We start from the raw sequence: 22,184 nt of genomic DNA, 5'->3' as shown, positions 1-22,184 counted from the left end.
AAATAAAAAATATGCCCGCAATACTTTTTCAAACGATTGACTGGAGTCAGGTTGCAAAAACAGAACATAAAGGGGAAACCGGAAAAGCATTTTGGCAAACGATACAATCCGGAGGTTTACGGATTAGAAAAGTAACTTATTCCGAAAATTACATTGCCGATCACTGGTGCCAGAAAGGACATATCGTGCATTGCCTTGAAGGGGAATTCATTAGCGAATTAGAAAACGGCCAGGAATTCAAACTCACCAAAGGAATGACCTATATCGTTTCTGACGATGTAAGCTCACATCGCTCGATAACTGCCAACGGAGTTGAGTTATTAATCATAGATGGAGATTTTCTAAAATAATATTCGAAGCAAATTAAAATATTGTGTGTACATTTACTCTATATACAATAGAAACAATTAATATTAAAAGATATGGCAAAGAGTCAGGACGCAAAAAAGACAGCAAAGAAAGAACCTCTTAAAACTGCAAAAGAAAAGAAAGAAGAAAAGAGAGAAAAGAAAAATTCTCCTAAAAGAGATTAATTTTAGTATTCAGTCGCAGTCACAGTTTTCGTTACAAATAACTGAAAACTGCGACTGCAAACTGAGACTATTACTTAACCGGAATATTCGAAAGGATTTCCAGTACAAATTTCCAGTATTTCTGCGCTGATGAAATACTTGCTCTCTCATCAGGAGAATGCGCTCCGTGAATGGTCGGACCAAAAGAAATCATATCCATCTCCGGATAATTGGTTCCCAGAATTCCACATTCCAAACCTGCGTGACAAGCCACTACTTTAGGTTTTTCGTTGTTTTGTTTTTCGTAAATTTCTTTTAAGACTTCCAATATTTCAGAATTTACATTTGGCGTCCATCCCGGGTAAGAACCTGAGAGCTCCACTTCACAACCCACTAATTCAAAAGCAGAACGCAATGCGTTTGCCAAATCAAATTTTGAAGTTTCTACAGAAGAACGGGTCAGGCATCCAATTAAAATTTCACCATCTTTCACGATAACACGTGCGATGTTGTTTGAAGTTTCCACTAAATCGTCCATATCGGCACTCATTCTGTAAACACCGTTGTGTGCTGCGTAAATCGCCCTGATAATCCCTTCCTGAACACCTAAATCCATTACTTTCTCCGGTAAATCGCATTTGACGATTTCGATAGAAAGATTTGGTTCTGTTGTTTTGTATTCCGCTTTGATATCGTTGATGATTTCCTGCATATCAAAAATGTAAGCTTCGTCAAACATTTCAGAAATGATGACTTTTGCCACACTTTCTCTTGGAATTGCATTTCTTAAACTTCCTCCGTTGATTTCTACTACCTGCAAACCGAAGTTTTCGAAAGCATCAAACAACAAACGGTTCATAATTTTATTGGCATTGCCCAAGCCTTTATTGATATCCATCCCCGAATGACCTCCATTTAGCCCTTTTACGGTAATAATATGCCCGACAGAACCTTCCGGAACTTCTTCTTCATGATAAGTCCTTGTAGCCGTTACATCTATTCCTCCTGCACAGCCAATATCAATCTCATCATCTTCTTCCGTATCCAGGTTCAGCAAGATCTGACCCTGAAGAATTCCGCCTTTTAAGTTTAAAGCTCCTGTCATTCCGGTTTCTTCATCTATAGTAAACAAAGCTTCAATAGCAGGATGCGGAATATCAGTGCTTTCCAGAATAGCCATTATAGTAGCAACCCCTAAACCATTGTCGGCACCAAGTGTAGTACCGCGCGCACGAACCCAGTCCCCATCCACATACATATCAATTCCCTGCGTATCGAAATCAAAAACAGTATCACCGTTTTTTTGGTGCACCATATCCAGGTGTCCCTGCATGACAATCGCTTTACGGTTTTCCATTCCCGGAGTGGCCGGTTTTCTTATAATTACATTTCGTATTTCGTCTTCAAAAGTTTCTAAACCTAAGCTGCTTCCAAAGTTCTTCATGAACTCGATTACTCGTTCTTCTTTCTTTGACGGACGCGGAACGGCATTCAGATCGGCGAATTTATTCCATAGCGCTTTAGGTTCCAGATTTCTTATTTCCTGACTCATTATATTTTGTTTGAAGTTTAACAATTAAGAGCTCCAAAGTTACAAAGTTTAAATTCTTTTTCAGTGGTAATTCAGATTCATTTATATTTACGTATTCAAAATTTACATCGTGAAAAGAAAATATATTTTACCTTTATTCCTTCTTGTACAGATTATCATCTTAAAAATCCTTCCATTTTTCCCGGAATTCACGGAACGCTTTTACAGCAACGGATTGTATGTGAAAATCTCTCATTTTTCAAGAATACTTTTGGGTAAAGTTCCGTTTTCTGTTGGCGATTGTATGTATGCTGTTTTGGTTTTATTTCTGATCCGATGGCTCTGGAAAACGCGAAAAACCTGGAAACTACAATGGAAAGATCATGCCTTAAAAATGCTAAGCTGTGTTTCCCTGCTTTACTTTTTTTTCCATTTTCTATGGGCATTTAACTATTACCGGGAGCCGCTTTTTGAAAAAATGAAAATTCAAAGAGAATACACGGATGCCGAATTATTAGCTTTTACTAAAAAACTAATCGTTAAAACCAATGAAATTCAGTTTCAGATCACAAAAAATGACAGTGCTAAAATCGTTTTTCCCTATTCGCAAGAAGCTGTTTTTAAGATGAATCTGAACGGATATAACAATCTAGCCAAAGAGCATCCTTATTTTAAATATGAAATTCCAAGCGTTAAAAAATCACTTTTTAGCGTACCGCTGACTTATATGGGTTTTGCCGGTTACCTAAACCCGTTTACAAATGAAGCTCAGGTAAACTATTTACTGCCCATGTATACTTTCCCGCTGACAGCCAATCACGAAATGGCACATCAAATGGGATTTGCCAGTGAAAATGAATGCAATTTTATAGGCGTCCTGGCATGTGTTAAAAATAAAAACTTATATTACCAATATGCGGGGTACAGTTTTGCTTTACGGTATTGTCTGGGAATCTGGCATTTTAAAAATGAAAAGATTTTCAATCAGTTAAAAAAGACGGTGCATGCCGGAATATTAAAAAACTATCAGGAGAGCGAAGATTTCTGGACGCAGTATGATAGTTTTATCGATAAAGCTTTTCATTTTCTTTATGATAATTTTTTAAAAACAAACAATCAGAAAGACGGAATGGAAAGCTATAGTAAATTTATTGATCTGATGGTTAATTATTACAAAACAAAAGAATTATAGTTTTTTTAGCCACAGATTACAGGATTAAAGGGATTAAATCTTTCTAATCCTGTAATCTGTGGCTAAAAATAAAAATAAGTGTAACAAAATAGATTACAATACTACTAATACTTTATGAGCGATACTCTAGAACAGTCATTTGTTGCACAGTTGCAGGCAAATCAGAATATAATCCACAAGATTTGTAGATTGTATACTGCTGGCGAAGATGCTCATAAAGACCTGTTTCAGGAAATTACCATTCAATTATGGAAGGCGTATCCGAAATTCAGGGGCGACAGTAAATTTTCTACCTGGACGTATCGTGTTGCCTTAAATACAGCCATTACCTTATACCGAAAAACCAAAAGGACCATATCTACCGTAGATTATGAAAGTCATCAGCATTTTGTAAAAGATGTGGATTACAACTATGAAGAAGAAGAACAGATTAAATTGATGTATAAAGCCGTTTATCAGCTGAATGACATCGAAAAAGCGTTAGTTTTTATGTATTTAGAAGACAAAGATTATCAGGAAATAGCAGAAACCTTAGGAATAAGCGAAGTGAATGCACGAGTGAAAATGAACAGAATTAAAGGGAAACTTAAAAAAATACTAAATCCTTAAAAATTATTATGAAAGAACTGGATTTACTAAAAAGAGACTGGAAAAAGAATGCCGATTCTTTTCAACAAATTTCAGAAAATGAAATCTACAAAATGATTCATAAAAAATCATCTTCCATTGTGAAGTGGATCTTGATTATAAGCATTCTGGAGATTTTATTCTGGACGGTATCGAACCTCTTTTTCAGCACTGACGAAATGTTAATCAAGATAAAACATCCTGAAATGATCTTTTACCTGGAAGTTTTAACGTACTTCAATTATGTGGTAGTCCTGATTTTTGTATATTTTTTCTACAAGAATTACAAAACGATTTCTACTATTGAATCTACCAAATTATTAATGAGCAGTATTCTCAAAACCCGAAAAACGGTTCAGTATTATGTCTGGTACAATTTAGGAATGGCTGTTATCAGTTCAATCATCAGTTTCTTCATTGCTTTTGTCTACAATCCGGATATGAATTATTTGAGAGAAAAATTAGCCACAAGCGGTAAAGCCATGGTTGTTACCGGCGGAATCTTATTGCTGGTTACCCTGGCCTTTCTGGGTATGTTCTGGTGCTTTTACAGATTGTTATACGGGACACTGTTACGCAGGCTGTACGCTAATTATAAGGAGCTGAAGAAAATTGATTTGTAGTTTTTTTTTGAGGTGCAAAGGTGCAAAGGCTCTGAGGGACAAAGGTTTTTTAACCTGAACTTGAAACCTGAAGCAATTTCAAAATCTAAAATCTAAACTCAGAAATCTAAAATTTAGTAGTCCCACCTTCTCATTTGGTTCAGTTCTTCCTGAACTTTTAGTTCTTCTGCGGGGATAACTTTTAAAAATGACGGATGTTGCTCGATGGCGTATTCTACTTTTTCTACGATTTCATCAATGGTATCGTTGTCATAATCAATATCAAGAGGTTCTTTGATGATGAAAGATTGCAGGATACCTTTCTTTTTCATTCGCAATCCTTTTTTATCAAAGGAACGACGGAAACCGTCAATTACAATTGGGATTACGATAGGCCTGTGCTGTTTTATAATGTGGGCAGTTCCTTTACGAACCGGTTTAAACGATTTTGTAGTTCCCTGCGGAAAAGTAATCACCCAGCCATCCTCTAAGGCTATTTTGATATTTTCAGTATCATTAGGGTTTACGTCACGTTTTTCGGTAACATCTACTCCTTTGGCACGCCAGGTTCTTTCTACGGTAATCGCTCCGACATACGCCAGAATTCTTGGCAGCAAACCGGCCTGCATGGTTTCCTTGGCGGCCACATAATATAAATTCATTTTGGGCTGCCACAAATAACCAATATTCTTAATCGTATCCTGACGACCCGATAAACTTGCATTAAAAACATGAAACATTGCTACAACGTCAGCGAAATAGGTCTGATGGTTGGATATAAACAAAACATTCGTATCCGGCAACGTTTTGATGATTTCAGATCCTTCAATCTGCAAATCATTAAAACCTCTGTATCTTCGGTGCGTCATGGCTCCCAAAATTCGGATTAACCATTTCTTGATGAATAATATATGTCCGAAAGGATTTCGTTTAAACAATCCCATAGCTCTGTATCGTTATTTTTAGTTCAGTCGCAAACATACAAAAATAATTCATGTGGCAACACTCTTAAGTAATTTCCAGAACAAATGATTAACGTAATGAATATCAAATTGTTAATTTATTGTTTTGTTAATTTTCTTCAAAAGTCAATTTTAAAACATCTCTCAATTCACTTAATATCATCGCAGTGGCACCCCAAACAATATGATTTTGGATATTAAAGGCCGGAACCAAAATGTTAGGCCCATAAGAAGTTGACAATCTGGCCTCGATGATAATTTCGTCATTTAAAAAAACAGAAAGAGGCAATTCGATTACATCTGCTACTTCCCTTGCATCCGGATAAAACAAAAGTTCTTCTGATGAAATTCCCAAAAAAGGATGCACCAGAAAATTACTGGGCGGAATATACATGGGTGTAAACTGTTTGATTACTTCAATTTTCTCCGGAGCTACCCCTACTTCTTCCTGTGTTTCTCTCAGGGCAGTCTCTTCGTAACCTGAATCGGTACTTTCGTACTTTCCACCCGGGAAAGCAATTTGTGAAGAATGAACGCCATTGTAGGCATTCCGAACAATTAAAACCAGATGTGTTTTTTCGTTTTTTGGATAAAACAGCATCATGACCGCTGCAATGCGTGGATTTTCTGCTTTGAAATCCAGATTTTTCAGCGCTTCTATCCGTTCTTTAGGGGCCATTTTTATATGTGACGAAAGGGCCGGCAGTTCCACTGGAATTAAATTAGGAACATATTGCAAAAAATCCTGAAAATCCATAATCAAAGTTTATTTTTGTACTTTCAAATAAAATATAAATATAGTTTAGAAAAGGCGGTTCTCCAAGCTTTCTAAAATCAAAGCCATAAAAATGTACAGTAAAGCAGAATCACAAAAAATAAAAAGAGAGTTCTGGGTAGCTTTCGCCGAAAAATATCCACGTAAATGGGTGCTTTATGACACGAAGATTAAGGATTTCTCTTTTAAATTTTACGTCGACAATAAAAAAGCACAGGTTTTAATTGATATCGAGCAGAGAAGCGACGAGAAACGAACTGCTTATTTTGAAAAACTGGAAGCCTTAAAAAACATTCTCGAGGAGGAATTTATTAAAGATCTGGTTTTCGAAAAAAACTATACACTGGAAAGCGGTAAAACCATCAGCCGGATCTGGACCGAAATACAAGGCGTAGGTTTTAGCAACCGAAATAACTGGGATACTATTTTTGATTTCTTTTTCGAAAAAATGAATGCTTTGGAGTTATTTTACCTGGAGTACGACGATTTTATTAAGGATATTGAGTAGGTCTTAAGGTGCTAAGATGCTGAGGAACTAAGCTTCTAAGTTTTTTATATAACAAACCCGACAGGTCTTTCAATCTGTCGGGTTGTTATTATTAGATTTGTAACTTTTTACTTTTTAACTATTTTCTTTGTAACTACTCCTGATCCGGAAAAAAGTTTGATAAAATAAATTCCGGAAGCAAACTGAGACATGTCAATTTCAAGATTGTCTGTGCTTTGTACTTCAGCAGTATAAACTTCTTTTCCGTTTAAAGCATAAACAGCGATCTTGTTTGGTACCACTGCGCCGGAAAAGGACAAACTCACTTTTTCTGCTACAGGAACAGGATATACCTTAACCGCTGAAAGTTCTTTTTCAGGAGTCGGACCAACTCCTAATGATGATTTACCAAGATTGACTTTTACAATTACCGAAGATTTACCAGTGGTACCATTTACGGTTCCAATAGCGAACATATAATTATCTGAATCTGCTTTTGAATTTGCTTTTCGCCCGGCTGGTGAAGTTGTTTCTTCGCCCAAAGCAACAAGATCTGTTATATTATCAATTACCTGCGGCATCTCAAAATCCTTCACAAATGTACCGTCAAGATTGATTGCCGTAACATCTGCATTTCCTTCCGTAATATAGATAACGTCTCCTACTTGTTCGATTTTTCTGTAGTCATGGTTGGTGCTGATTCCTATTGTATGTGCTTTTTGGTTTTCAATAAATTGCAGATCCATTTCGCCGTCTTTCGAAAGCTTAACAATTTGATTCGGGACAGGAATTCCATTAAAATTTAAAAAATCTCCAGCCACAATAATTTCACCTGACTCCAGTATTTTAATTTTATTAATTGATGTATCAGGTCCTGAACCATTTATTTGAAAAGTCTCATCAACAGTATTATCAAGATTAAACCTCAAAAGATTATAATAGTATGGCGTTCCACTAAAGTCATTATGCATAGCGCCAAAAATAATTTTATTATCCTGAAGTTGGAATTTAAGCCCGGTAAACCAATAGTAGGCATCCGATTTTAAGCTATATCTTATTAATCCCCCATCTACTTTTGACATATACAATCCATTTTGGTCTGAAAACACAACATTTCCATCACCTAAAACTTTAAAATTCTCTACTGAAGTTAAGTATATATCACTAAAATCAAAGTCTTTCAAAACTTCTCCTTTATTATTCAGTTTTAAAAGTTTCTTTTGGGCACTTACAAAAATGGTTGTATTATCTATAACCTGAAATTGTGTAATATCTCCAATATATTTTGGGAAAACAAATGATTCATCAACCGAACCATTCTCGTTTAACAAGGCAATTCCATAAGTCGCTACATCATTTACTTTCATAAAATCACCTTTGACTACTAATTTACCGTCAAAATATTCCCCTTTGTCAAAGCTTCCGTATTGACTTGGTTTTAATTCAGCAGAATCTAACGGATTACCATTTAGATCACAGGCAGATACACCATATTTATTTCCTGTATTACCTGAATTGTTATACAGAATTTTATCTCCTATAATACCCATTGTAAAAAACTGATCCCCATTATCATTCAATTTGCCAGAGGAAAAACTTTGATTCAACGATCCATCCGGATTAAGTTTAGCGATATAACATTTAAATTCAGCAGGTTCATACATTCCGAAATAGATATAAGAATCTTTTACTATAATAGTAGAAGCATGAAAACTATAATAATTAGTATTAAAAGTTTCATCGATTGTTCCATCAGAATTTAATCTGCACATATTATAGGTGGGCTGACCCAGCATCCTTAAAAAATGTCTTCCTATTAGCAATTTACCGTCTTCCTGAAGTGTCAAAGAAAACAGCTGTCCTTTTGTCCCTTCTCCCACATCAAATGTGGTATCAAGTATACCATCAGAATTCAGTTTTACAAGACTGTTTTTTGTAATTCCATCTACAGCAGTAAAGGTTCCGCCTACATAGATACGCTCTGCAGATACTGCAACAACAGTTGTTGCTCCGTTAAAAGCCAGAGCATTATTGAAGGTTTCATCTAAGGAAAAATCGCTATTGAATCGGTTTACGTAACAACTTGTAAAATTGTAGTACCCTATTGCACCGCCGGTAACCACTATTTTATCATCGGACTGAACAGCAATAGCGGTTGCATTAAAAACGTCGCTAATCCCTTTTATAATTCCACCATTTGCATCCAGCTGATACAAAGTAAAATAATCGGCTAGTCCTAAATTATCTTTGGTCGTTAAAACTATAATGTTGCCATTACTCTGAAATTTGACATCTTTAATTTCTAATTTTGGATCTCCGTTAAAAACAAAAGTTTCATCAAGCGAGTAATCCGCATTTACCCGGATCAGATTTGTAACTTTTTTATCCTTATAAAACTGGATATGTCCTCCGAGTAAAATTTTACCATCCGGAAGTTCTTTTATAACCGTAATTTTTGCGGCCTTATAAGGTACCGGCTGGACGAAATCCTGATCGACAGTCTGAGCATGAGAGGATAAAATTCCGAAAATGATAAATAGTAGTAGTGCGTAAAGTTGCTTCATTCGCAATGTTTAGAGGTTAAATTGTTCTTTTTTGTTTAATGATATTTTCAATTGAGCTATCAATTCACTTTCCTTTTTAAGTAAAAAATGTTTGAATCTTAATTAATTTAACAGTTCAAATATAGTTTATTTTGAAAGAAGACTTCAAAAATTAATTGTGTTTATAAGAATGTTTTTAGATATAACAAACCCGACAGGTTTTTAAAAAACTGTCGGGTTTGTATAGAGATTAAAACTTCTAAAATCTTACACACTAACAATATTATACACAATAATCTGGTTATCGTAATTAATATAAAGCTGCTTGCGATAGTCTTGCTTTTTTCGGGTGATGATTGAGAGTTTACAATCGTTTCCACTATTGTCTTTGCATAAGAACGAATATACAATGTCTGTGTCATTTTCTTCCCGTTCGATATATTCGCTAATGCTAAAAAGCTGAATTTCCTGAGAGTATACTACAATCCGGTGCTTATCGGTATCCAGGATTACAGAAAGATTGACCAGATCAAGATTGGACCATTCGCCCCATTTTCCCCTTTCGTTTTTTTCCAACACGCTAAAGCCCGACGTTTTAAAACGATAAGACTGGCTGTAAGCCTGCTGCAAACCAAGTCCTAAAAAAAGGATTAATATATAGTTACGTAAAGTATTCATGTTGTATTTTGGGGCTATTAGAACTCAAATTTAGCTTTTTCCTTGCTTGCAATTTCAAAATCGGCCATCATTTGTTGAATAATTTTTTCTACAGGCAAAATTTCATGAATTATTCCGGCAATTTGACCAATTTCAAGTTCGCCTTCTTCCAGATTACCTTCGAACATTCCTTTTTTGGCTCTTGCCCTGCCCAACAGTTGTACTAAATCTTCTTTTGATGGTCCTTTTCCATAGAGTTCCTGAACATCATTATAAAATTTATTTTTGATTAATCGAACGGGAGCCAGTTCTTTCAACGTAAGTTGTGTATCGCCTTCTTTTACGTTTAGAATAGTCTGTTTAAAATTATCGTGGGCAGAGGATTCTACCGAAGCGGCAAAACGACTCCCCACCTGTACCCCATCAGCTCCTAAAATCATGGCGGCCAGCATCCCTCTTCCGGTTGCAATACCTCCGGCAGCAATAATCGGAATCCGGATTTTTTCTTTCACCATCGGAATCAGGGTCAGTGTTGTTGTCTCATCCCGGCCGTTATGTCCGCCTGCTTCAAAACCTTCGGCAACGATAGCATCTACGCCCGCTTCCTGCGCTTTTAAAGCAAAAATACTGCTGCTCACTACATGAACTACCGTAATTCCTTTTTCCTTTAAAAAAGAAGTCCAGGTTTTAGGGTTTCCTGCCGAAGTAAAAACGATTTTCACGCCTTCTTCCACCACAATATTCATAATTTCATCGATATTGGGATATAACATCGGGATATTAACCCCAAAAGGCCTGTCTGTTGCTTTTTTACATTTCTGAATGTGCTCGCGCAGCACTTCCGGATACATGGAGCCGGCACCAATAAGTCCTAAACCTCCTGCATTGCTAACGGCACTAGCGAGTTTATAACCGCTGTTCCAGATCATTCCTCCCTGAATTATTGGATATTTTATATTAAAAAGTTGTGTGATTTTATTCATGCAAAAATGCTGTTATTGTTTGATAATCTTTCCTGTTCTGTGCATTCCATCAGCATCAAAAACATAAAAATAGAGTCCGCTTTTTAAGGATTGCAAAGAAAGAACCGGATTTTGATTTGTAATTTGTTGTTCGATAACTTTTTGTCCCAGAACAGAATAAATAGCTACAGAGGCTGTGGTCTGATCGGGAAATGAAAAAGAAACCGCAGTTTTTACCGGATTTGGATAAATCGAAAAAACAGGAATTTCAAAATTCTCCACTCCCAGGGTAGTACCGAAATTTGGAATTCCATACCCATAGAAATTGTCTGGGACAGCGTATTTATCTGAAGACTCCAAAATCATTTGTCTGATTTCCTTATTGGTTTTAGAAGGGAAAGCCTGCCATAAACAAGCGATCGTACCGGCCATGATCGGGCACGAAAAAGAAGTCCCGTTAACCGTGACAATGGAACCAGAAGTATTCGAAACAACTGCGGCTGTTCCCTGTGCCATTACATCGGGCTTGATCCGGTTATCAAAACTTGGCCCTATGGAACTGAAATCAGATCTGACTTCTGAAGCTGTAACGGAACCAACTGTCAGAACAGAAACGGCATCTGCAGGCCCTCCGATATGTCTTTCGGCAGTATTTCCTTCATTACCGGCCGAAGCGACCACGATAATTCCTTTGCTAAAAGCCATTTCTGCACCACGGGAAATAAAATTCGTTACACCGTTCATATCACTATAGGTATGGCTGTAATTGGCATTATCATATTCAAAATAGCCTAACGATGTGGTAATAATATCTACTCCTAAACTGTCGGCCCTTTCTGCAGCTTCTACCCAGAGTGATTCTTCAACGGGATTTTCTGAAGCAGTATTTTCTGTAATGAATAAGTAATACGAAGCGTCCGGAGCAGTTCCTATCAAAGCATTTTCTTTATAGCCTCCCATTGTAGAAAGGACCATTGTACCATGATCGTCTCCTGTGTAAAAATTATCGTTTCGGGAGACGAAATCATAGCCTCCCAAAATTCGGTTATTATTTATAAGGTTCTCAAAAGGCTGGGCCGTATTGACTCCCGGGAAACCCGCATCCAAAACAGCTATTATTTTACCGGATCCGGTATGATTTTGTTCATGCAAAACCTGACCGTTCAGCATTTGTATTTGATTTGCCGAAGTTCCGTAGGCATAATTAACGGCAGTTTTAAGCTTATCTTTTGTTTGTGCCGTTTTATTACTTTGTACTTTTTTTGAAGTCGTATTTAAAGTTTTATCTGCAAAGAACACTTTCTCCACAAAAGCTAAGTTTTTTAAAGCCGTAACATTCGCCCGGGTTCCGCGAATGTGGAGTGCGTTGAGCCATTTGGATCGCGCCATTATTGTAATTCCGGCACTTGATTTTACCTGGCTGATATACGATTTTTCTACTGGAGTGTCATTAATGCTTAAGGCAATATTTTGATTGATACGGCGATCTAAAGAGCGCTGCGTAAGCATCTGTAGAGGATTGTCCAAATATGTTTGTGCGCTTGGTTTGGCGTTAAAATACACCCAGGCATCTTCTTCCTGTGCAAACATTGCAGAAGAAAGTAACAATAACAAAAAGAGGTAGTTATATTTCATAGTTTACTTTTTAAAGGTAAGAACCTTCTTAAAAAGTATAAAGCTAAGAAATTACTCCCGAACCAACTAATTCATTATCGAAATACCAGGCTGCAAACTGACCTTCTGTTATGGCAGATTGCGGTTCGTCAAAACGAATATACATTCCGTCTTCAAATTGATGTAAAGTTGCTTTTTGCAAAGGCTGACGGTAACGAATTCTGGCCATTACTTCCATACTTTCTCCCACTTTCAAAGCAAGGTCAGTACGAATCCAGTGTACTTCAGATTTCTCTATAAATAAAGCTTTCTTAAATAAACCAGGGTGCTGGCTTGTTAAACCGGTATAAATCGTGTTCGTTTCAACATTCGTAGCAATTATAAACAACGGATCTGTGGTTCCTCCCACATTCAGTCCTTTTCTTTGTCCGATTGTAAAATAGTGGGCTCCCTGATGTTTCCCTACTACTTTTCCCATTGTCGGAAGATAGTTTAGTTTCTGAGCTTCCGCTTTCAGTTCTTCCTCCAAAGAGAGACCTGCAGGTTTTTCTATATTGTAAATCGGATCGTTTTTATCAACCTGAACAATTTTACCTTCTTTAGGCTGTAATTTTTGTTGCAGGAATTCCGGTAAACGCACTTTTCCAATAAAACAAAGCCCCTGGGAATCTTTCTTTTCAGCAGTTACCAAATCCATTTCGGCAGCGATTTCACGAACTTCGGGTTTGGTCAGCGCTCCAATTGGAAACAATGATTTTGCCAGTTGTTCCTGCGATAACTGACATAGAAAATAGGATTGATCTTTATTGTTATCTGCTCCTGCAATTAATTGGTAAACGGGTTTACCGTCCACTTCGATTTCATTTTTTTGACAATAATGCCCGGTTGCCACGAAATCAGCGCCCAGACTTAGTGCAATTTTCATAAAAACATCAAATTTGATTTCGCGATTACAAAGTACGTCGGGATTTGGAGTTCTTCCTTTTTCGTATTCGTTGAACATGTAATCAACGATTTTTTCTTTGTACTCTTCGCTCAAATCAACGGTCTGAAACGGTATCCCCAGTTTTTCAGCTACTAACAAAGCATCATTACTATCTTCCAACCACGGACATTCATTCGAAATCGTAACCGAATCATCGTGCCAGTTTTTCATAAAAAGGCCAATAACTTCGTATCCCTGCTGTTGCAGCAAATAAGCGGCAACACTAGAATCAACTCCTCCGGAAAGTCCAACAACTACACGTTTCATTTTAACTCGTTTATATTTTTACAAGGGTGCAAAGGTAAGCCAAATTCCATATAATTGCGATGGTTTTGATTAGTTTATATAATCCCGCGGTAGATAAAACTTATTGCTTTTTTTAATTGCTTTTAATCAGCCACGAATTTCCACGAATTAAAATTAGTATGCATTCGTGACTCCATCGCTATTGAACAGGCGAATCAAATTCGGGGCAAAAAAAAAGTCCGCATCGCGGACTATTATAAATCTATTCCATCTTAGGCTTCGAGTCTGCCTTATAACTGCTTTTCGGATCGCTCATATTTACTTCTTTTGTTAGCTTTCCTTTTAAGTAAAACTTCCATATTCCGGCTTTTTTGCCATTAAGAAATTTTCCTTCAGAAGCTACTACGCCATCAGAATCATAAAAAACAGCATCACCATTATATTGATTGTTTTTATAAGTAGTCTTTTCTAATATGATTCCGTTTTGTCCGTATTTTTTATAGATGCCTTCTTTCTGACCATTTACATAGTTTATCTCTTCTGCTATTTTAGCATTTGGATAAAACACAGTCCTAAGGCCTTCCAGCTTTCCATTTTTATAATTTTCAGTGGTCATGAGTACTTTGGAAGCTTTATGGTAATACTTCCACTCGCCTTCATAATTCTTACCAATTACTTTTCCTTCGCTTACTTTATTCTTACTCTGATCGTAGAAGATATTGTAGGCGCTTCCGTCATTAGCACTAAAATCGCGTGTCGCCACTACATCTCCTTTTTTAGTATCATCAAAGAATTTAAATATTCCCGATTCTTTTCCGTGAATAAACGTTCCCTCATATCGGGGACGTTTGGAAACTTCATAAGTTCCTTTCCACAAACCGTCTTTTTTACCGTCGGCATCCAATTTATTGATGTCTGCCTGGGCACTTATCAGGATGGAATTCAACAGTGCCAGTCCGAATATTATTTTTTTCAAAATCATCATATATTCAATTTTAAGCTTTAACGAAATTGTACTTTATAAAGTATATCACAGGTATAAAAAAATCCCGATAAATCGAGATTTTTTTAAGAACTTATTTCTTTTTATTCTGAGCTTTTGTTGCTTCTTGTTGTTCCATCACTTCCTGAAGACGTTGTTGGAACTTGCTTTGTTTTTTAGGCTCTTTTAATTTGTTTTCCTGAATCTGAGCGTGAATTTTATCTGTATCCACAATATAGTTTTTAATTACAAACATAATTCCGATCGTAATTAAGTTAGAGATAAAGTTATACAAACTCAAACCTGCACCATAACTATTGAAGAAAATCAACATCATTAATGGCGAAATATAAATCATGATTTTCATCATTTTTGCCATATCCGGCATACCTTCCTGCTGAGGCGCTGCCATTTGCTGATCTCCTGATGTCATTTTCATGTAGAAGAAAATTGCAATTGCTGCCAAAATTGGAAACAAACTGATATGATCCCCGTATAACGGAATATGAAATGGCAATTTCACAACAGCATCAAAAGAAGACAAATCGTTTGCCCAAAGGAAACTTTTTTGTCTTAATTCAAAAGCAGACGGAAAGAACTGAAATGACGCATACATAAACGGAAGCTGAATCAATGCCGGAATACATCCTGCCATTGGGTTCACCCCTGCTTTGTTGTATAATTTCATTGTTTCCTGTTGTTTCTTCATCGGGTCTTTCTTGAATTTTTCCCCCAACTCTGTAATTTCAGGACGCAAAACTTTCATTTTTGCCTGAGACAGGAATGACTTATAGGTAATTGGCGACATGGCCAATTTGATAATAATGGTAAAAATGATTATCGCAATTCCTAATGACAATCCAATTGTTGAACTTAAAAATCCGAATAACGGAATAAAAATCCATTGGTTGATCCAACCGAAAATCCCCCATCCCAGTGGAATAATTTTTTGGAAGTTCTTATCGTATGATTTTAATGTTTTATAATCAGATGGTCCAAAATACCAGCTCATTTTATAATCAACTTCCCCATTTGTAAAAGCCAATGGAACAGTTGCTTTAAATTGTTTAATATAAGTCGTATCGATATTTTCGTCTTTAACCAAATCATCTGATTGCAGTTTCGATTTTTCGAATGGTTTATCAGTAGCTAAAATCGCCGTAAAAAAGTGTTGTTTAAACGCGATAAAGCTCACTTTTTCGGGAGTATCTTCTTTAGCTTCTCCATGATTTACTGAACTGTATTTTTCATCATCATACTCATACTCAAGTTGGGCATAGCGCTTTTCAATAGAAACACTTTTCTCGTTTCTGTATGACTTTAAATCCCACTGTAAATCTACTGGTTTAGCAGAATTTAAAATTTTATTCAGACCTTGGGAACGAATATCAAAACCAACTAAATAATCGTTTGGCTTTAAAATATATTTGTATTCTAAAAATTCGTTAGCTCCCGCTTTCAAACGCATTGACAAAACCTGATCAGCACCAACTTTCGTTAATGTTGGCTCAAAAAACAAATCTTTAGTATTTAAAGTTCTGTTATCAGTAGTTTGTAATGAAATATTTAAATTAGCATTATTGTCTTTAATCAGTTCCACTAATTGTTTTGAACCTTTTTCAAATCTTTCGAATTCTTTTAATTTAGCTTCCACTATATAACCCCCTTTATTGGCGATTTTAAGTATCATCTTTTCGTTTTCGATTGTAGTAAAAGATTCTTTTGCAGAAGGAAGCGTAGCTGAATAAGCAAAACCACCTAGAGTTTTTTGCAATTGCACTAACTGAACTGTATCTCCCGGCGTTGCTGCGGCCACTGGCAAAACTGCTGTTTTAGTCTTATCTGCTTTAGCCTGAGCTTCTTGTTTCGCTACTAATTCTTTCTTGGCTTTTTCAGCAGCAATCTCTTTATCAGAAGGTTGATTTTGGTACATAATCCAAATCAAAATTCCAAATATCAATACAAAACCAATGATTGAATTAAGGTCAAATTTTTTTTCTTCCATTATATTTAAAAAAGTTATTCATTTAAGGATATTGGTCTGAGTTTTACTCAAAAGTTACATCCCCTCGAATATTAATTATTGTTTTTTATGTGCATTTACCGCTGCAGCCACAAAGTTTACGAAAATTGGATGTGGATTGGCAACTGTACTTTTGTATTCCGGGTGATATTGTACACCAATGAAAAACGGATGATTTTCAAGCTCTATGATTTCAACTAAACCAGTATCAGGATTTACTCCGGAAGCAATCAGACCTGCTTTTTGCAATTCGTCCGCATACTTATTATTATACTCATAACGGTGACGGTGACGCTCTGAAATGGTCTTTTGACCGTAAATTTTATGTGCCAGCGTATTTGGTTTAATATCACATTTCCAGGCTCCCAAACGCATTGTTCCGCCTTTGTCTGTGATTGTTTTTTGTTCCTCCATCAAATTCACTACAGGATGTTTTGTTTTCTCATTCATCTCTGTTGAATTTGCTTCGGCGTACCCTAAAATATTTCTGGAATATTCAATAACAGACATTTGCATTCCTAAACAAATTCCGAAAAACGGAATATTATTTTCACGGGCAAAACGAACTGCTTCAATTTTTCCTTCAATGCCTCTTTCTCCGAAACCAGGAGCAACCAAAACTCCGTCAAGAGTTCCTAATTTTTCGGCTACATTATCGATGTTAATGTGTTCCGAATGTATCGAAATTACATTTACTTTCGTTTCATTTGAAGCGCCGGCATGAATAAATGCTTCCAATATGGATTTATAACAATCCTGCATTTCAACATACTTTCCGATCAAACCAATATTTACGGTATGTTTCGGATTTTTTAAACGGCGTAAAAAAGTATTCCAGTTTTTTAAATCCGGTGCTGCTTTTTTAGGCAGATCTAATTTTTTCAAAGCCACTACATCTAATCCTTCTTCCAGCATTAAATTAGGGACTTCATATATTGTTGAAGCATCAATAGACTGAATTACTGCTTCTCTTTTTACATTACAGAATAAGGCTAGTTTGTTACGCAGTTCATCTGAAAGTTCATGCTCTGTTCTGCACACCAGGATATCAGCTTTGATACCGCTTTCCATCAATGTTTTTACAGAGTGCTGTGTCGGTTTTGTTTTTAGCTCACCCGCAGCAGCCAAAAATGGCACTAATGTTAAATGAATAACGATTCCGTTGTTTTCTCCCAATTCCCAAACCAGCTGACGAACAGACTCTATGTAAGGTAAAGATTCAATATCACCAACAGTTCCGCCAATTTCAGTAATCACAATATCATAATCGCCGGATTTCCCCAACAATTGCATTCTGTCTTTGATTTCATTTGTAATATGAGGAACAACCTGAACTGTTTTTCCTAAAAATTCCCCTCTTCTTTCTTTTTCAATAACTGAAAGATAAACCCTTCCCGTAGTAACGTTATTGGCCTGAGAAGTAGGAACGTTAAGAAAACGCTCGTAATGACCTAAATCTAAATCAGTTTCAGCACCATCATCAGTTACATAACATTCTCCATGCTCATATGGATTTAACGTACCCGGATCTACATTTATATACGGATCAAATTTTTGAATAGTTGTACGATACCCTCTTCCTTGTAACAATTTTGCTAAAGATGCTGCGATAATTCCTTTTCCTAAAGAAGAAGTCACACCGCCTGTAACAAAAATATATTTTGTCTGATTCATTCTGTTGTTGTTTGTATTGTAGTTGTGTAAAAAACTTGGCAAAAGTACAAATTTAATTGGACAATTTATCAATTACAGAATGAGATAATTTGCAAATTTATAAACAGATCGATTACTTGTTTCCGTAATCCGTAATTTTAGATTTTAAACGGCCTAATTTTTAATTAATCTGTTTATTTGTTTCTAAAATTTCATCGTACAATTCTTAATTTGAGGAAAGAAATAATTGTTTTCATTTCTTATTTTAAGTGGTCAGTGTATCGTTTTTACTGTTTTCTAATAAATTTTATTTCAATTTATACCGCAGATTATCAAAGAAGCGTTCGATTAGCCTTCTGTCTTCGGTAACTATTTCAGCAGATCCTTTGGCCTCGGCATGAAAATCTAGTGCTACACCATAATTCGTTTTTAAACCATATGGCAAATCCACATCTATCAGATAGGAGTTTACTTTTTTTTGATTATCGGAAAGCGTCTGCTGATTTGTAGCAAGCGATATTCTTGTGACTTTTCCTTTTACGGAACCATATTCATTGTAGGGATAATTATTGAGCTTAATGATTACGTTTTGTCCTTTTTTGACTTTCCCTGAACCATTTTCAGGTAAATTTACCTGTCCAACCATTTGATTTTTTTCCGGCACTACTTTGAATAATTCCTGACCGGACTGAATATAATCGTTGTCTTTCAGAAAATTCAAAAAATCTACCTTGCCTTTTATTGGTGACAGGAAAACATAAGTACGTTCCCATTTTTTTACGGCATCAATTAAATCATAATAACTGTTGAACATCCCAATAATCAATTCTCGTTCCTTAGCGTTTTTTTCAATTGCGATGACCTGTGCCTTATTATGAGTTTCATTGATTTGGTAATTTGTATTATTAATTTCCTTATCAATTGATTTAAAATCCAGTTCACTGTTTGCTTTTGCTATAACTGAACGTTCAATATCTGCCTTGGAAGTGACATTCTTGCTGTACAGTATTGAGTCTTTGTAAAAAAGACTCTTTGAAACGCTGTACTTGATCTTTTGGTTTTCTAAATCTTTTTGTAACTGCTCAAATTTCCGGGTCTGTAATTCGAGTAATTTTTGATTAATCTGTTTTTGAACCTCATAAGGCTGCTGATTGGTATAATCCAGATATTGGTACAAGGCATTTAAAAAATTATAATATTTGTTATTTATATCTCCTAAGGAAAAATTTTCAGGAAATAAATGACGGTGTTTATGAAAATTAACTTTATGAATGTTTATGGTACGGAGCAAAGTATCCAGTACTTTAACATCTTTTAAATTTGCTTCATTTTTTATATACGCGAGATATTGTCCTTCCTTTACATTAGCACCAGAGTTCTGTTGCAGTAACATAATATTTCCGGATGCCATGGCAACTAATTTTACAGGTGACTGCCGTGTATTAATCACAATTTGACCCATTAGCACTTCCGGATATTTTATGAGCCAGCCAAAAAGTAATAGCAGCAATACCAAACCTGTAACGGTGGCGCTAATCACCGTTCCGAATTTGGTTGGCATCCTTTCAATTATGGACGCGACTTCCTCCGTCCTGTTTTCATTGAGTGTTTTATGAAATCCTTTAGCCATTTACTATATCTCCCATTTGTGTTTTTACCAATTGATAATAATGTCCGCCTTCTCTTGCCATCAGCGTATCATGGTTTCCTATTTCGCTGATAAATCCATTCTTAAGCACTACAATCTGATCTGCTTTTCGGATTGTACTTAATCGGTGCGCGACGACAATGACCGTTTTATTTTTAAAAATTTCTTCCAGCGCCATGACAATTTTTTGCTCATTGATAACATCCAGCGCATTAGTAGCTTCATCAAAAAACAAATAATCCGGATTTTTGTATAAGGCTCTTGCTATAAGAACACGCTGTTTCTGTCCGCCGCTTAAGCCTCTTCCGTTCTCTCCCATCATGGTCTGATATCCTTTTGGCATCGCTTCAATTTCTGTTGCTATATTAGCTGCTGTTACTGCTTTTTTCAATCTTTCATAATCTATATTTTCGTCATCTAAAACAATATTATTCTGAATTGTATCGCTAAAAATTTTACCGTCCTGCATCACCGCTCCACAACTTTCTCTCCACTGTTTTAAATGGATGTTCTGAATATTTAGATTTCCCATAGAAAGTTCTCCATAGCTAGGCTTATACAAACGTAAAATAAGTTTCAGTAAAGTTGTTTTACCGCTGCCACTGTCCCCTACAATTGCCGTTACTTTTCCCTCCGGAATCATTAGTGAAATATTGCTTAAAATATAATCACTGTTTCTGCTGTACTGAAAACTGACATTCCGCAAAAACAAACTTTTATCCTCAGGCAGTTTGATATTATTATTAATTTCATTTTCTTCCTCTTCTTCTAATTCATGGATTTCATTGAGTCTTAAAAAACTGATTTTAGCATATTGCGCCGACTGTACAAAAGAAATAAATTGCATAATGGGACCATTTAGCATCCCGATTATAAACTGGGTTGAAATCATTACACCGAAAGTAATGTCTCCTTTTATCACGGCCTTGGCACAATAAAACGTAATGACTAAATTGGTCAATTGATTGATAAACTGAGCTCCCAGGTTTTGAGCATTTGTAATACGCAATATTTTTTGATCAATTTTAAACAGCTGAACCTGCAAAGCTTCCCATTTCCATCTTTTTTGCTTTTCGTAGTTATTGATTTTGATGTCCTGGATACTGCCAATGGTTTCCACCCAATAGCTTTGGTTTTTGGTATGAATATCAAAATATTCCCAGTCCAGCTTTTTCCTGAACTGAAGAAAAAACAAAACCCAGGCGATAAACAGTATACTTCCCAGCACATAAATGAAACACAAAACAGGGCTGTAAATAAACAGGATGATTCCAAAAATAAAGAAGGTTAAAATAGAGAATAAAAAATTGAGCGAATTATTCATGATAAAGTCCCGAATACGCTCGTGATCCTGTGCCCGCTGTAAAATATCTCCAATTAACTTATTTTCAAAAAAAGTAATGGGCAATTTCATCAATTTAATCAGATAGTCTGAAATCAAAGAAATATTAATTCTCGAGGTGAGATGCAGTAAAATCCAGTCCCGGATCATATTGCTCAATAATATACTGACAATAATGGTTATATTGGCTATCAGAACCAAATCGATAAAATTCAAATCATTGGTCTGAATCCCAACATCAATAACGGCTTTGGAAATAAAAGGCAGGAAAGCCTGCAAAATTGTTACTATAAGCATAACCACAAAAAGGTTTACAAAACTCTTTTTATAGGGAGTGAAATAGCCTAAGAAATTTTCAAATGTTTTGCGTCGTTCTAACTTATCGTTTATGGACCGCTGTTTAAAATCGGCCATGGGTTCTATGGCTAAAACAGCTCCTGTTTTAGATTCCTTTAACCAGCCTTTTTGGAAATCTTCCAGCGTATATTTTATTAATCCTTTTGCCGGATCTGAAACCAATACCTGCTTATTGGTTATTTTATATACAACTATAAAATGACCTTCCTGCCAATGCACAATACACGGCAGAGGGATAGTTTGCAATGTATCGAAATCAATCTTAATGCTTTTAGTCCGCAAACTAATGGCCTCGCAAGCATCGCTAAGATCTAAAAAACTGACACCTTCGCGTGTAATGCCGCATAAATCTCTCAGAAAAGGCAGACTGTAAAACCTGCCGTAGTATTTGGCAATTATTTTTACACAAGTAGGACCGCAGTCTTTTGCGTCGAGCTGAAACTCGTGTGGAAAATTGAACATTTGCTTTTTTTATATAATACCA

At 36.0% G+C, this 22,184-nt stretch carries 18 protein-coding genes; 5 read left to right on the top strand and 13 right to left on the bottom strand.

Translation table 11 applies throughout. The features are described from left to right. Positions 1–11 precede the first annotated feature (11 nt). Complete coding sequence (locus tag D0817_RS03770; RefSeq protein ID WP_127337067.1) at positions 12–350, top strand: DHCW motif cupin fold protein; 339 nt, start codon at positions 12–14, stop codon at positions 348–350. Between the two features lie 253 nt (positions 351–603). On the opposite strand, the gene D0817_RS03760 is transcribed toward D0817_RS03770, so the two are convergent. Further along, positions 604–2,064, bottom strand: a complete 1,461-nt coding sequence (locus D0817_RS03760) for an aminoacyl-histidine dipeptidase (RefSeq protein WP_127337066.1) — start codon at positions 2,062–2,064, stop codon at positions 604–606. Positions 2,065–2,173: 109 nt separating this feature from the next. Between D0817_RS03760 and D0817_RS03755 the strand changes: the two genes are divergently transcribed. From D0817_RS03755 to D0817_RS03745, 3 genes are all read left to right on the top strand, one after another. After that, entirely contained in the window at positions 2,174–3,235 is a 1,062-nt protein-coding gene (locus D0817_RS03755) for a DUF3810 domain-containing protein (RefSeq protein ID WP_127337065.1), read from the top strand. Between the two features lie 114 nt (positions 3,236–3,349). Beyond that, complete coding sequence (locus tag D0817_RS03750) at positions 3,350–3,844, top strand: RNA polymerase sigma factor (RefSeq protein WP_127337064.1); 495 nt, start codon at positions 3,350–3,352, stop codon at positions 3,842–3,844. Between the two features lie 8 nt (positions 3,845–3,852). Continuing rightward, a complete protein-coding gene (locus tag D0817_RS03745; RefSeq protein ID WP_127337063.1) occupies positions 3,853–4,485 on the top strand; it encodes a DUF8845 family protein in 633 nt (210 codons plus the stop codon). 113 nt (positions 4,486–4,598) lie between these two features. Here D0817_RS03745 and D0817_RS03740 read toward each other — a convergent pair whose 3' ends face one another. Then, the gene (locus D0817_RS03740; RefSeq protein ID WP_127337062.1) at positions 4,599–5,408 is read right to left on the bottom strand and encodes a lysophospholipid acyltransferase family protein; all 810 of its coding nucleotides are present in this window, start codon (positions 5,406–5,408) and stop codon (positions 4,599–4,601) included. A 127-nt stretch (positions 5,409–5,535) separates the two neighbouring features. Continuing rightward, entirely contained in the window at positions 5,536–6,183 is a 648-nt protein-coding gene (locus D0817_RS03735) for an NUDIX hydrolase (protein ID WP_127337061.1), read from the bottom strand. Between the two features lie 91 nt (positions 6,184–6,274). On the opposite strand from D0817_RS03735, the gene D0817_RS03730 reads away from it, so the two are divergent. Next, a complete protein-coding gene (locus D0817_RS03730; protein WP_127337060.1) occupies positions 6,275–6,709 on the top strand; it encodes a DUF4268 domain-containing protein in 435 nt (144 codons plus the stop codon). Positions 6,710–6,816: 107 nt separating this feature from the next. Here the strand turns inward: D0817_RS03730 and D0817_RS03725 are convergent, their stop codons facing one another. The 10 genes from D0817_RS03725 to D0817_RS03680 form a co-directional block, all read right to left on the bottom strand. Continuing rightward, positions 6,817–9,252: a T9SS type A sorting domain-containing protein gene (locus D0817_RS03725; RefSeq protein WP_127337059.1), complete on the bottom strand. Its 2,436-nt coding sequence runs from the start codon at positions 9,250–9,252 to the stop codon at positions 6,817–6,819. Positions 9,253–9,498: 246 nt separating this feature from the next. Next, positions 9,499–9,909 (bottom strand): hypothetical protein, encoded by a 411-nt coding sequence (locus tag D0817_RS03720; protein WP_127337058.1) that lies wholly within the window; start codon positions 9,907–9,909, stop codon positions 9,499–9,501. A 17-nt stretch (positions 9,910–9,926) separates the two neighbouring features. Further along, positions 9,927–10,871 (bottom strand): NAD(P)H-dependent flavin oxidoreductase, encoded by a 945-nt coding sequence (locus D0817_RS03715; RefSeq protein ID WP_127337057.1) that lies wholly within the window; start codon positions 10,869–10,871, stop codon positions 9,927–9,929. 12 nt (positions 10,872–10,883) lie between these two features. Then, a complete protein-coding gene (locus D0817_RS03710) occupies positions 10,884–12,485 on the bottom strand; it encodes a S8 family serine peptidase (RefSeq protein ID WP_127337056.1) in 1,602 nt (533 codons plus the stop codon). 43 nt (positions 12,486–12,528) lie between these two features. Continuing rightward, entirely contained in the window at positions 12,529–13,716 is a 1,188-nt protein-coding gene (gene mnmA / locus D0817_RS03705) for a tRNA 2-thiouridine(34) synthase MnmA (RefSeq protein WP_127337055.1), read from the bottom strand. Positions 13,717–13,957: 241 nt separating this feature from the next. Continuing rightward, positions 13,958–14,677 carry a toxin-antitoxin system YwqK family antitoxin gene (locus D0817_RS03700; RefSeq protein WP_127337276.1) on the bottom strand — a complete coding sequence of 240 codons (720 nt, stop codon included), beginning with the start codon at positions 14,675–14,677 and terminating at the stop codon, positions 13,958–13,960. Between the two features lie 94 nt (positions 14,678–14,771). Then, entirely contained in the window at positions 14,772–16,682 is a 1,911-nt protein-coding gene (gene yidC / locus D0817_RS03695) for a membrane protein insertase YidC (protein WP_127337054.1), read from the bottom strand. A gap of 75 nt (positions 16,683–16,757) precedes the next feature. Continuing rightward, positions 16,758–18,374 carry a CTP synthase gene (gene pyrG, locus D0817_RS03690; protein WP_127337053.1) on the bottom strand — a complete coding sequence of 539 codons (1,617 nt, stop codon included), beginning with the start codon at positions 18,372–18,374 and terminating at the stop codon, positions 16,758–16,760. Positions 18,375–18,660: 286 nt separating this feature from the next. Beyond that, a complete protein-coding gene (locus D0817_RS03685; RefSeq protein WP_127337052.1) occupies positions 18,661–19,983 on the bottom strand; it encodes a beta-barrel domain-containing protein in 1,323 nt (440 codons plus the stop codon). Beyond that, complete coding sequence (locus tag D0817_RS03680; RefSeq protein WP_127337051.1) at positions 19,976–22,162, bottom strand: peptidase domain-containing ABC transporter; 2,187 nt, start codon at positions 22,160–22,162, stop codon at positions 19,976–19,978. The genes D0817_RS03685 and D0817_RS03680 overlap by 8 nt, the downstream gene beginning before the upstream one ends. Positions 22,163–22,184 lie beyond the last annotated feature (22 nt).

Origin of the sequence: Flavobacterium cupreum (assembly GCF_003996965.1) — a bacterium.
Lineage (GTDB): Bacteria > Bacteroidota > Bacteroidia > Flavobacteriales > Flavobacteriaceae > Flavobacterium > Flavobacterium cupreum.
Note: the sequence above shows the minus strand (reverse complement) of the source record. Positions and strands in the feature narration are given on the sequence as shown.